This is a genomic window from Brevundimonas sp. DW-iso22 (assembly GCF_058725425.1).
The window spans coordinates 314,996-327,246 of record NZ_JBZXEB010000003.1; the positions used below are offsets into that span (position 1 = coordinate 314,996).

A 12,251-nucleotide genomic window follows, 5' to 3' on the forward strand; every position below is an offset into this window, starting at 1 on the left:
GGTCGACCCGAAGGGCGGCGCGAAGCGTCAGAAGGGCGGAGCCGTCTGACCGCGCTGCCAGTTAAATGGTCAGTTCGGATTCGCGGCGCAGGCGCGCCCCTTCGCGGAAAATCTGCGCCAGCACGGTCACCACCAGAACTGAAAAGGCGGGCGTCACCAGGTCGAACAGACTGGGCGCTTCCATAGCGCCTCGCACCAGGCGCGACACAAGGCTCTGGCCAATCCACGCGCCGCCGGTCACGACGGCCAGGATGAAGCCGATCTGCTTGAGGCGCCCGGTATTGGCAGGATGAAAGGGGTCGCCGATGCGCAGTGTCTGCACGATCTGGCGCAGATGCCTGAGAATGAGGGTAAATCCGCCCAGGTAGGCACAGGCCGCGCCGACACCGAACAATATGTAGGCCCGGCCTACGGGAACCTGCGTGTCCCTGAACGTCAGGTTCAGTTGCTCAAGAGGCAAAAACACGAGAAAAATGAAGACAGCAGTGACGGCGATGGTCACCAGGGCCAGGATCCAGAAGGCGGCCCCAAGGGCTACGCTCAACAGGCTGGTCATCGAACCGAGGGACAGGCCGGGAACACGAGTTCGGCGATTCACCGGAAATTTCAGTCTCGGCAGGCGCATGCAATAAGGCCTATTCGTCGTCAGGCCGGGGCAGAGGGCGAGGATGCCGCGCGGGGTCCGGCGAACCCACACGCGGTCTTAACTCTCGCGCTTGTCATGCCGATCGTCAAAGCTCCGTTTTGTTCTTACAGACCTTGGACGAGCGTCGCGATCAGGGCGACCGGCAGGGCGGCGAGCAGCATGGTGTTGATCACGCCGTGGCCGATCTTTTCGATGAAGTAGGAAGCGTTCATGGTGTTCATTGTCGTTCTCCGTTGATCCTGAGTGAGGGATGTTTTCACCCCTCGTTTAGTTTCCGCTGCATCGATCTTGCCGTTTTCGGCTGGATCGGAGAACGTCGCGGCGTCCGTCCTTGAAACAATAGATAGGCCGTGCGCTGAACGAAGTCATGTTACATATCGTTTAACGATATTAAACTTTGGCAATGGATTGTAACGGAGCGCGTGAAGGCGATGAATCTGAAGCTAATCAAGGGGATGCGTCTGGTCCTGGCGACGCACAATCCCGGCAAGGTGCCCGAGATCGAGGCCCTGCTGGGCGGACATTACAGCGTCGTCACCGCCGGCAGCCTGAACCTGCCCGAACCGGACGAGACGGAGAGCACCTTCGTCGGCAATGCCCTGCTGAAGGCGCGCCATGCGGCGGACCTGGCGGGAGAGGTCGCCATTGCCGACGATTCCGGCCTGTCGATCGCGGCGCTGGACGGGGCCCCCGGCATCTTCTCCGCCCGCTGGGCCGGGCCGGACAAGGATTTCGCCTTCGCCATGAAGAAGGTCGAGCAGCGGCTGGAGGAAATCGGCGCGCAAGACCGCAGCGCCTGGTTCACCTCGGCCCTGGCCGTGGCCTGGCCGAACGGTCCGGCCGTGGTGGTCGAGGGCCGGGTCGACGGCGCCCTGACGTTTCCGCCCCGAGGCACGCGCGGCTTCGGTTACGACCCCATCTTCACCCCCGAGGGCCACAACCAGACCTTCGGCGAACTGGACCCCGCCTTCAAGGATTCCATCAGCCACCGCGCCCGGGCCTTCGAAAAGCTGAGGGATGCGTTGATTGACTGACGCCAGTCCCGACGCCCTGGCCCTCTACATCCACTGGCCCTACTGCGCGCGCATCTGCCCCTATTGCGATTTCAACGTCGTGCGCGACCGGGGGCGGGATCGGGAACAGGCCGGCCTGGTCGAGGCGATCCTGGCCGATCTGGAGGCGCAGGCCGCCCTGACCGGCCCGCGCCGCCTGGCCTCCATCTTCTTTGGCGGCGGTACGCCCTCCCTGCTGGCCCCCGACGCCGTGGCCCGCATCATCGCCGCTGCCACGGGCCGGTTCGCTCCCCTCGGACCCATCGAGATTACGCTGGAGGCCAATCCCACCGATGCAGAGGCCGACCGGTTCGCGGCCCTGAGAGACGCCGGCATCAACCGCCTGTCGATGGGGGTCCAGGCGCTGGACGACGCGGCGCTAAGGTTTCTGGGCCGCAACCATTCGGCGGACGAGGCCCGGCGCGCCGTCGCCGTCGCCGCCCGCGCCTTCGACCGGCTGTCGATCGACCTGATCTATGCCCGCCCCGGCCAGACGGTGGCGGGCTGGACCGACGACCTGACCCAGGCGCTCGATCTGGGGTTCGAGCACATCTCGCCCTATCAGCTGACCATCGAGCCCACGACCGCCTTCGGCCGCGCCGTCGCCCGCGGGGCCTGGTCGCCGCCGGACGAGGATCTGGCGGCAGACCTCTATGAGACGACGCAGACCGTGCTCCAGGCCGCCGGTTTCGACGCCTATGAAGTCTCCAACCACGCGCGCGGCGTCGCGGCCCGCTCCAGCCACAACCTGCATGTCTGGCGCGGCGGCGACTATCTGGGCCTCGGCCCCGGCGCCCACGGCCGCCTGACCCTGGACGGCGTCCGCACCGCCACGGTCGCCCAGCGGGGCATCGCCGACTATGTCACCGGTGTCGCGGCCGGTACCCCCTGGAGTGAACACCAGCCCCTCTCCCCCTCCGACGCCGCTGAGGAAAAGGTCCTGCTGGGTTTGCGCACAGTCGAAGGTGTGGCGCTGGCGGAGCTGGCGACGCTGAGGCGGACTGTGGATGGGGGACCGCTGGCCGAGCTGATCGCAGACGGGTTTCTGGAGGTCGAGGCCGGACAGGTCCGCGCGACCGCGACGGGGCGACCCGTACTGGACAGCGTTCTCAGCTCCCTTCTGACATAATCCCACGAGTGTAATCCGGACCCTGATCCTCCCGTCCCTTCGCGCCTGTGAATGGAGACACTGGACCCTCAGGTCCGGCGCAAGGGCCGCTTTCTCCTCACCACACTCCCCAGCCGGGGTATAATCCTCGTCTGAACCTGCCGGACCCTGTCCGCGCGGGATTCAGCCGGTCTTTGACACGTCGATCTCCTCTGTTGCGCCGGGACGCACAGGCGAACCGGGCCCGGCCCGCTCACTCCGTTTCACCCGAAACACGCGTCCGCACCTTTTTCGGGCGCGATGAAGACTCTCGACCCTGACCGCCTGCGCTGGCAGGGTCGCCCCCAGATGACCGAGCTCTCCCCCTTCCCCCCCACCGCCCCGCCACCGCGTCTCGTTTCGCCCGGCCTGTATCTGGTGGCGACGCCGATCGGGAACCTGCGCGACATGACCCTGCGGGCGCTGGACGTTCTGGCCGCCGCCGATCTGGTCCTGGCCGAGGACACGCGCGTCACCGGCAAGCTGCTGTCGGCTTACGGCCTCAAGGCCCGGCTGGAACGCTGCGACGATCACGCCTCGGCCCGGGCGGCGGAGCTGGCCATCGAACGGCTGCGCGAAGGGGCGGTGGTGGCCCTGGTGTCAGATGCAGGTACGCCCCTGGTCAGCGATCCCGGCTTCGTAGTGGCCCGGGCGGTGATTGCCGAGGACCTGCCGGTCCATCCCATCCCCGGCGCATCCAGCCTGCTCGCCGCCCTGTGCATCGCGGGCCTGCCTGCCGACCGCGTGACGTTCGCGGGTTTCCTGCCGCCCAAATCCGGCGCCCGCCGCTCTGCCCTGGAAGAGCTGCGCACCACCCGACAGACGCTGGTCTTCTTCGAAAGCGGGCCGCGCCTGGCCGACAGCCTGGCCGACATGGCCGCCGTGCTCGGCCCCCGCCCCGCCGCCGTCGCCCGCGAACTGACCAAACTCTATGAAGAGTGCGTGCGCGGGACGCTGGCTGAGCTGGCCACCGACCCCCGCTGCCAGTCGCCCAAGGGCGAGATCGTCATCGTGATCGGCCCCGGCGAGGTCGAGGTCGCCAGCGAGGCCGACACCGACGCCGCGCTGGCCGAGGCCATGACCCGCCTGCCACCGGGCGAGGCCGCCGCCGAGGTCTCCCGCGCCCTGAACCTGCCCCGCAAACCGCTCTACAAGCGGGCGCTGGAGATGCAGGGCCGGTGAGCCGGAAACGCCCCCGGCTGAAACCCGCAACCGTCGCGCGGGCCAAGCAGGGCTGGCGCATGACCCTGGGCCGCGATGCCCACCGCCAGGGCCACCGCTCCGAATGGCTGGCGGCGGCCTGGCTGATGCTGAAGGGCTATCAGCTGCTCGGCTTTCGCCTGAAAACCCGCGCCGGCGAAATCGACATCCTGGCCCGCCGGGGCAAGACGCTGGCCGTGGTCGAGGTCAAACGTCGCGCCAGCGTCGAACAGGCGCTGCTGGCCATCAGCCCGGACCAGTACGACCGCCTGCTGTCCGCCGGACGTGCGGTGTTGCGCCAAAGACCCAGCTTGGCCGGTCATCTGCTGCGTATCGATATCGTGGCGCTGGCCCCCGGACGGTTTCCGGTTCATCGTCGCGGCATAGAGCCCATGGGGAGGGGCTAGGAGGGGGGCTGAAGCATGACGCGCGACGAGGCCATCGAAGTTCTGACCCAGGCCGGTCAGGCCGAGGACGATGCCTTTCCGCTCCTGGACGCCGCCATCGCCTGCGCCATCCACGACGCCCCCCTGCGTGACCCCGCCCCCGTCCGCGCCCTGGCCGACCGCGCCGCCGAACGCCTGGCCGAGCGGCTGATCGAGGATAGTCCTGACGAGGCCCTGTCGGAGACGATGTGCAGCGATTTCCGCCTCAACGGCGACCTGCTGCATCACGATGACCCGGCCAATACCGACGTCATCGACATCGCCGAGCGCAGGCGGGGGCTGTCCGCGGCGCTCAGCGTCTTCTATCTGGATGCCGCCCGGCGCAACGACCTGCGGGCCGACGGCGTGGACTTCCCCGGCCACTTCCTGTTGCGGGTGGAAACGCCTGAGGGGCCGGTCGCACTGGACCCGTTCAGCCAGGGGCGGCTGGTCCTGCCGTCCGAGCTCAGCCGCCGCGCGCTCAGGGCGGGCCTCACGCCCCACGTCGCCGACCGGCTGGATCTGCTCATGGCCCCGGTCAGCGACCGCGAGGCCCTGATCCGGCTGCAGAACATGGTCTTCGTCCGCGCCATTCACGCCCATGACTATGAGGGGGCAGAGCGGTCCGCCCTGCGATGCGCCCTGCTGGACCCCGAGGACCACCGTCCCTGGCTGGACGTTGCCACCGCGCGCGAGAAGCAGGGGGCCCTGACCGGCGCGCTCCAGGCCTTGGCCTGCGCCCGCACCCTGGACGACCCGCTGGCCGCGCGCCGCCAGATCAGTCTGGACCGGGTCCGGCTTCAGCTGAACTGAGACCGCCCGGCCTTGCGCCGCCTTGCCCGCCTGCCCATTAGTCTGGGGCAGAGCAGCCGAGGACCGAGCCCATGAAAGTCGCCATCCAGATGGACCCCATCGAAGGGGTCAACATCGCCTCGGACACCACCTGGCTGATGGCGATGGAGGCGCAAGGTCGAGGCTATCCGCTCTGGGTCTATGACTTCCGCACCCTGGCCCTGGACGAAGGCCGCCTGCACTGCCGCGCCCGCCCGGTGACCCTGCGCCAGGTCGAGGGCGACCACGTCACCTTCGGCGAGGAGGTCAAGCTGGACCTCGGCAAGGATGTCGACGTCATCCTGATGCGTCAGGATCCGCCCTTCGACATGGCCTATGTCACCGCCACCTATCTGCTGGAGACGGTCCACCCGCAGACCCTGGTCGTCAACGATCCGGCCCAGGTGCGCAGCGCGCCTGAAAAGCTGCTGGTCACCCACTTCCCCGACCTGACCCCGCCGACCCTGATCAGTTCGGACCCGGTCGCCCTGGGCGACTTCCACAAGCGGCACGGCGATGTGGTGCTGAAACCCCTGCACGGCGCGGCCGGTTCGGGCGTCGTGCGTCTGAAGGCGGACGACCCCAATCTGGAGGCCCTGATCGAGATTCACGCCACCGGATCGCGCGATCCGCTGGTGATCCAGAAATTCCTGCCGGCGGTGTCGGCGGGCGACAAGCGTATCCTGCTGGTCGATGGCGAACCCGTCGGGGCCATCAACCGCGTGCCGCTGAAGGATCAGGTCCGCTCCAACCTGCGCGTCGGTGGCACGGCGGCTCCGGTCGAACTGACGCCGCGCGACCTGAAAATCTGTGCCGCCATCGGCCCGACCCTGAGGGAGCGCGGCCTCATCTTCGTCGGCATCGACGTGATCGGCGACTGGATGACCGAGATCAACGTCACTTCGCCGACGGGGGCCCAGCAGCTGAAGCAGTTCAGCGGCGTGGATGCCGCCGCCCTGATGTGGGACGCGATCGAGACGCGGCGCATCCCATCAGCGTAATTTTGTATCGGAGTTTTCAATGCAGGCCCTTTTGCTTCTTGCTTCAGTCCTCTCAGCCCAACCGGCTCCGCCGCAGGACGCCGCGTCACCTCGCCGCCCGACAATCGAACAGCTGGAATCCATCATCGAGACACGCAGTCCGCAAACGCGCGTGGAGACCGTGGATCACGACCGGATCGCGGTTCGACGGATCGATGTCGTCGATGAGGACGGCACCATACGCATGACACTGGCGGCGGACACTCCGGCCCCGATCATCGATGGCATCCAGTATCGCCGGGCCTTCGGCGTTTCGGGACTGATCCTCTATGACGAGGATGGCAGTGAGCGAGGCGGCTTCGGTGTCGCAGACGTAGACGGCGGCATGGCCGTGCTGGCTCTCGATCATCCAGCCATGGACGCTATCGGCTGGCGAGTATCCCCGGACGGTTCCGTCAGCTTCAGCATAAATCAGGCTCCTCCGCCGATCCGCGACCCCGCCTTGGGCGACCGGCTTGTCCCCGGAGTCCAGACCTCCACGCGCGTTCAGTTGAGCGTCGCCGCAGATGGAACCCCTGCCGTTGGTCTTGCAGACAGCGACGACCGCACCCGCGTTCGCATGACCGTGACGCCGGAAGGCTATGGGGCGATCGAGTTTCTGAATGCCGCCGGCGAGGTGATCCACACCCTCGCCCCGGAAGCCGCCCTCGCTCGCTGAACAGGGTTGCTGGTATTGCAATCCACTTCAGTTCATGGTTCGTTCTTTCGCGGATAGCGGGAGCGGGTCATGGTCGCCAGTGTCGTCACGGTTGCCTTCGAGGGGGTGGATGCGCGGCGCGTGGACGTGCAGGTCCAGCAGCTGTCCAGCGATCAGCCGTCCTTCACCATCGTCGGCCTGGCCGACAAGGCGGTGGCCGAGAGCCGGGAACGGGTGCGCGGGGCGTTCGCGGGCATAGGACTGGCTTTGCCGTCCAAGCGCATCATAGCCAACCTGGCCCCTGCCGACCTGCCCAAGGAAGGCAGCCATTTCGACCTGCCCATAGCGCTGGCCCTGCTGGCCTCCATGGGGGTCATTCCGCCCGACGCCCTGCAAGGCTGGGCCGCGATCGGGGAGCTGGGGCTGGACGGCCAGATCGCGCCGGTGGGCGGAGCCCTGCCCGCCGCCGTGGCCGCCGACGCCATGGGGCTGGGCCTCATCTGTCCGGAGTTCAATGGGCCGGAGGCGGCCTGGGCGGGCGATGTCGCCGTGCTGGCTCCGCGCTCGCTGATCGGTCTGGTCAACCATTTCAAGGGCGTGCAGGTCCTGCGGCGGCCCGAGCCGGGGGCCATGCGCGATGGAGCCCGCGTGCCTGACCTGCGCGAGGTCAAGGGTCAGGAAAGCGCCAAGCGGGCGCTGGAGATCGCCGCCGCCGGAGGTCACAATCTGCTGTTCGTCGGCCCGCCCGGCTCGGGCAAGTCGATGATGGCGGCGCGCCTGCCGGGCCTTCTGCCGCCGCTGACGCCCAAGGAACTGCTGGAAACCTCCATGGTCTGGTCCGTGGCAGGTATGATCGAGCGCGGCTCCCTGACCCGCGAACGCCCGTTTCGCGCGCCGCACCATTCCGCCTCCATGGCTGCGCTTACGGGTGGCGGGCACAAAGCCAAGCCAGGGGAGGCCTCGCTGGCCCACAACGGCGTGCTGTTCCTGGACGAACTGCCCGAATATTCGGCCCAGGCCCTGGACAGCCTGCGCCAGCCGCTGGAGACCGGAGAGATCGTGGTGGCCCGCGCCAATGCCCATGTCCGCTATCCGGCCCGGTTTCAGCTGATCGCCGCCATGAACCCCTGCCGCTGTGGCCTGGGCGGCGGCGGCCGCGGGGCGTGCGGCAAGGCTCCGCGTTGCCAGCGGGATTACCAAAACCGCATCTCCGGCCCGATGTTCGACCGGATCGACCTGACGGTGGAGACGCCACCGGTCACCGCCGCCGACATGGCCTTGCCGCCGCCGTCCGAAGGCACGGCCGAGGCCTCGGCCCGCGTCCAGACCGCCCGCGCCATGCAGGAGGATCGGTTGCGCGCTGCCGGTATAGACCCGGACATCGCCCGCGATCAGGCCATCAACGCCCGCGCCTCGGGCGAGACGCTGGACCGCTTCGCCCGGCCGGACGAGGCGGGGCGCGCCCTTCTGATGCGGGCGGGCGATGCCGGGGGCCTGACCGCGCGCGGCTGGACCCGAACCCTGCGTCTGGCGCGCACCATCGCAGATCTGGACGATTGCGAGGGCGTGCTGCGCCGCCACATCGCCGAGGCCCTGATCTATCGCCGCACCACCGTCGGGGCCCAGGGCGATTTCGAACGCCAGACCAATCATCACAGCACCTCTGCTTTCTGAGGCTGCCGGAGACTCGATTGGCAAAAGTGCCGACGAGGGCAGGCAGCTACCCTTGGTGCTGCTGAGCAGTCTTCCGACGCCTTAGAAGACAGCCCAAAGCCAGCGCGAGAAGCACGACATAGCTCCAGATATAGTAGGCGCTGAAAAATCCTTCCTGCATCATCGCAGGCGTCAGGGCGAAGCCGACGTGCGTCAGCAGGATCATGATCTGCGCCCCTGCGGCCAACATGAGCCATAGCCGGACGCTGCTCAGAGCTTGAACCGCCAGCCACACCGCCAGAAGGATGTCGACAGCCAGAATGGCCCACTGAACGCCTCTGGACCCGTCGTTATCGACGATTACGGATGCCACCCAGCATATAGCCACGGCTGCGGTAGCCCTGCGCTCAGGCGCTCCTCCCCTCCATAATGCGAGAAGACAGACAAGGAGGAGCGCCCCCAGACCATACCATTCGACAAGCGTTACATGAATCACGGGGCCCTCGCCCCGACACCATCACCCGGCGGCGTGCACCACGGCAAGGTGGTTGCCAGGCGGAATTGTGCCGCCTACGGGCGTGTCTTTCGATCCCCCACCTATGGCGACCGTTCGCATGTGCGAGTCAGCCTTCAGCTCCGCCAGAAGCTCATGCACCTCTACAATCCTGGCGCGAGCCTGGGATTGGGCGACCATGGCTTCTGCCAATCGCTCATAGACGGCCTGGCCGCGCGTAGCGGCAAAGCCCGCCTCCTTCCCTGCTGATGGAAGGGCTTGGGCAAAACATGCAATCTGACTGATCGCATGGTCCATCGCGTCTTCAGTTTGGAACAGGGTTTCAGCGACACCCGTCACGGTGCCACGGGCAAGTTCAATACGTTTCATGTTGGCTTCCTCGCCTACTGGAATAGCAGGTTCTGCAACCATAGCGAGAAATTCTGCACTGTTAAGAGGGCGAGCGCGAGAATCGTGAGCCCAAGGATTGAACCCATCAGCACCAGCGTCCGAAATAGAAGCTCGGGCGTCAGGCCGCTCTGGCCGAACTCGGGCGTTGATCGATTTCCGCTCTGAACTGGAGTGCGTTCGGCGTGGGGAGCCCGCAAACCAGCAGCATCAACTGTCGTGCCGTTGCCGCCCCCGACAACCGGTCGTCCCGAAACATCAGACAGTCGTGATGACGGGCTATGGCTATTTCCAGCGCCAGACCCGACCAGGTGTAGGACAGGGCGACCTCCAGATCCGTATAGCTCCATCGCGGCATCGGCCCATTCGCCGGTGTGGGAATGACCGATTCTCCAGCTTTCATCTCTGATGATCGAGTCGGGTCCAGGCATTTCGCCATTGTCAGCAAAAGCTGCTGGAGCAAATTCATTGTCGGCATGTCTGTGCTCGCCAACCAGAGCGCCCTGACGAGGTGCTTGGGCTTTTGCCGCTTCTCCGGATTGGAGATCAGCGTGTCGATCGCGGTCTCCACATCCTCCCATTTCATGGCGCTCAGCTCGTTGCGCGCGGTCGCTGGCGACCAGTCCCGCGTATACCATTCCGGCACTTGTCTGATGGTCCTCGGCATACCAACCTCCCCCGTTGAGAAGGTCAGCGTGCAGATGATCCTCACTTTGAGGTATCGAGGAAAAACCCTCTACGGGTTCAGTCTGTAGGCTTTCGCCAAACACACGCCTGACCGCGACACGGCTGCTAGAGACGCCAAGTTTCTTGCGGATGTTGGCGAGGTGGGTTTCGACGGTTTTCGGAGAGAGGCCGAGCTCCCGCGCAATCTCGTCGGCCTGAAGATGCCTGGCGACGCCCGATAAACAGAGCATTTCTTTCGGCGTGAGCATTCAACACTCGCTACACGTGCAGCTTGTCTCCACGATTCGCTGACCACCTAGCGTGTTACAGGGCGTTACATTTGGCAAGTCAGCAATAACACAGCGGCGTTGCCACGGAAGGCACTACGACCCCGTCACTGATGTGCGGCACGAAAGGGTGCGGCCCAATAGCGGGCGGCATTTGACCAGGCCCCGCCGGACCGCTTGAGCCAAAGTTAAGGGGTTTGCGGCAATGTCGTCCCGTCAGGAGACGACGATGGCGCGGCAGAACAAAGCCCAATCACACGACAGCACTGCGGCAGCGCCCGAGCAGCAGTTCCTGCGCCTGATGAGCCACGAAATGCGCACCCCCCTGAACGGGGTGATCGGCATGCTCGGCCTGCTGTCGCGCACCAAGCTGGACGGGGCCCAGCGCGCCTATGCGGACGCCGCGCGCTCCTCGGCCGAACACCTGCTGGGCCTGGTCAACGACCTGCTGGACTATGCTCGCCTTGAAGCCGGCAAGCTGGAGTTCGATTCCGCCCCCGTCGATCTGGAAGCCCTGGTGCGCGGCGTCGCCGAACTGCTGAGCCCGCGTGCCCATGAGCGAGGGCTGGAGATCGCCTGGTCGGTCGCCGCCGACGCGCCCGATATCGTCGGCGACGAGGGGCGGCTGCGGCAGGTGCTGTTCAACCTGGCTGGCAATGCCGTCAAGTTTACCGAGACGGGCGGGGTCCGCATCAGCGTCGAGCGCGCGGGCGGCCCGGCGTCCAAGCCTCGCCTGGCCTTCATCATCGATGACACGGGGCCCGGCATTCCTCCCGAGGCCCGCGCTCGCATTTTCGAGGAGTTCGGCCATGTCGATGCCTCGGACGCCTCCCGCTTCGGCGGCGCGGGTCTGGGCCTGGCTGTCGTACGCCGCCTGGCCGACGCCATGGGTGGACAGGTAGAGGTGTCCGACCGGCCCGATGGTCCCGGGGCCCGTTTCCGCTTCACCGCTGACTTCCCCGTCGCCAAGGGCACACAGCGACTGCGCGAGCTCGGAGGCCGCACCGTCGGCATCGTCAGTCCCGACCCCTTCGTCCGTGCCGCCGCCACCGCCCAGATCGAGGCGTCGGGCGGTCAGGTCCATACTCAGGCTCCGGTCGTCCTGATCGACCACGCCGCACGGCCTGATGGCCACGCCCTGGTCCCGCGCCCCGCCGATGTCCGCGCCATCGTCCTACTGAAGCCGGAGGAGCGCGAGCGGATCGCCGCCTATCGCTCGGCCGGTTTCCACGGCTATCTGATCAAGCCCCTGCGCCGCGCTTCCCTGGCCGAGCGGGTGCTGGCGGCGATCGGCCAAAGCAGCGGCACGGCCGGGCTGCGCCAGACCCCGTCCGACGACGACCGGGTTATCCCTTCGCGCTTTTCCGGCACCCGCGTGCTGCTGGTCGAAGACAATCCGGTCGGGGCCCTGCTGGCCACGACCTTGCTGAAACGCGAAGGCTGCGCGGTCGAGACCGCCGCCAACGGGGCCGAAGCCATCGCCGCCCTCAAGCGCGCCCGTTACGACCTGGTACTGATGGACATGCGTATGCCCGGCGTAGACGGGCCGACCGCCTCGCGCGCCATCCGGGCCGCAGGCGACCGGACGCCGATCATTGCCCTGACCGCCAATGCCTTCGCCGAGGATCGGCGGGCCTGTCTGGAGGCCGGGATGGATGACCATCTGGTCAAGCCGCTGGAGCTGGAAGCGCTGCGATCGACACTTGCCCGCTGGACGAACCGGGACGTCCGCGCCAAGGTCGCCGTCTGATTTGAAGACGCGGGGG

Annotated in this window: 13 protein-coding genes; 9 read left to right on the forward strand and 4 right to left on the reverse strand. The window is 66.9% G+C overall.

Features of this window, described 5'->3' with window-relative positions; all coding sequences use genetic code 11:
- Positions 1–61 precede the first annotated feature (61 nt).
- The gene (locus AC4PRM_RS05135; RefSeq protein ID WP_373256843.1) at positions 62–625 is read right to left on the reverse strand and encodes a DUF2975 domain-containing protein; all 564 of its coding nucleotides are present in this window, start codon (positions 623–625) and stop codon (positions 62–64) included.
- Between the two features lie 452 nt (positions 626–1,077).
- On the opposite strand from AC4PRM_RS05135, the gene rdgB reads away from it, so the two are divergent.
- The 8 genes from rdgB to AC4PRM_RS05175 all read left to right on the forward strand — a co-directional run bounded on the left by rdgB (position 1,078) and on the right by AC4PRM_RS05175 (position 8,652).
- Positions 1,078–1,680 carry an RdgB/HAM1 family non-canonical purine NTP pyrophosphatase gene (rdgB, locus tag AC4PRM_RS05140; RefSeq protein WP_492039028.1) on the forward strand — a complete coding sequence of 201 codons (603 nt, stop codon included), beginning with the start codon at positions 1,078–1,080 and terminating at the stop codon, positions 1,678–1,680.
- Positions 1,673–2,827, forward strand: coding sequence for a radical SAM family heme chaperone HemW (gene hemW / locus AC4PRM_RS05145; protein WP_492039029.1), 1,155 nt, complete (start codon positions 1,673–1,675; stop codon positions 2,825–2,827). The genes rdgB and hemW overlap by 8 nt, the downstream gene beginning before the upstream one ends.
- A gap of 327 nt (positions 2,828–3,154) precedes the next feature.
- A complete protein-coding gene (gene rsmI / locus AC4PRM_RS05150; RefSeq protein ID WP_492039030.1) occupies positions 3,155–4,027 on the forward strand; it encodes a 16S rRNA (cytidine(1402)-2'-O)-methyltransferase in 873 nt (290 codons plus the stop codon).
- Positions 4,024–4,452 (forward strand): YraN family protein, encoded by a 429-nt coding sequence (locus AC4PRM_RS05155; RefSeq protein WP_492039031.1) that lies wholly within the window; start codon positions 4,024–4,026, stop codon positions 4,450–4,452. The genes rsmI and AC4PRM_RS05155 overlap by 4 nt, the downstream gene beginning before the upstream one ends.
- Positions 4,453–4,467: 15 nt before the next feature.
- Entirely contained in the window at positions 4,468–5,283 is an 816-nt protein-coding gene (locus AC4PRM_RS05160) for a transglutaminase family protein (RefSeq protein WP_487921249.1), read from the forward strand.
- A 71-nt stretch (positions 5,284–5,354) separates the two neighbouring features.
- Positions 5,355–6,302, forward strand: a complete 948-nt coding sequence (gene gshB / locus AC4PRM_RS05165) for a glutathione synthase (RefSeq protein WP_492039032.1) — start codon at positions 5,355–5,357, stop codon at positions 6,300–6,302.
- Positions 6,303–6,321: 19 nt separating this feature from the next.
- Positions 6,322–6,999, forward strand: a complete 678-nt coding sequence (locus tag AC4PRM_RS05170; RefSeq protein WP_492039033.1) for a hypothetical protein — start codon at positions 6,322–6,324, stop codon at positions 6,997–6,999.
- Positions 7,000–7,068: 69 nt separating this feature from the next.
- Positions 7,069–8,652, forward strand: a complete 1,584-nt coding sequence (locus AC4PRM_RS05175; RefSeq protein WP_492039034.1) for a YifB family Mg chelatase-like AAA ATPase — start codon at positions 7,069–7,071, stop codon at positions 8,650–8,652.
- A 46-nt stretch (positions 8,653–8,698) separates the two neighbouring features.
- On the opposite strand, the gene AC4PRM_RS05180 is transcribed toward AC4PRM_RS05175, so the two are convergent.
- From AC4PRM_RS05180 to AC4PRM_RS05190, 3 genes are all read right to left on the reverse strand, one after another.
- Positions 8,699–9,004: a hypothetical protein gene (locus tag AC4PRM_RS05180; RefSeq protein WP_492039035.1), complete on the reverse strand. Its 306-nt coding sequence runs from the start codon at positions 9,002–9,004 to the stop codon at positions 8,699–8,701.
- A gap of 144 nt (positions 9,005–9,148) precedes the next feature.
- Positions 9,149–9,514: a hypothetical protein gene (locus AC4PRM_RS05185; RefSeq protein WP_487921253.1), complete on the reverse strand. Its 366-nt coding sequence runs from the start codon at positions 9,512–9,514 to the stop codon at positions 9,149–9,151.
- 14 nt (positions 9,515–9,528) lie between these two features.
- Complete coding sequence (locus tag AC4PRM_RS05190) at positions 9,529–10,467, reverse strand: helix-turn-helix domain-containing protein (protein WP_492039036.1); 939 nt, start codon at positions 10,465–10,467, stop codon at positions 9,529–9,531.
- Between the two features lie 247 nt (positions 10,468–10,714).
- Here AC4PRM_RS05190 and AC4PRM_RS05195 point away from each other — a divergent pair, with 247 nt between their 5' ends.
- A complete protein-coding gene (locus AC4PRM_RS05195; RefSeq protein ID WP_492039037.1) occupies positions 10,715–12,235 on the forward strand; it encodes a response regulator in 1,521 nt (506 codons plus the stop codon).
- Positions 12,236–12,251: the final 16 nt, after the last annotated feature.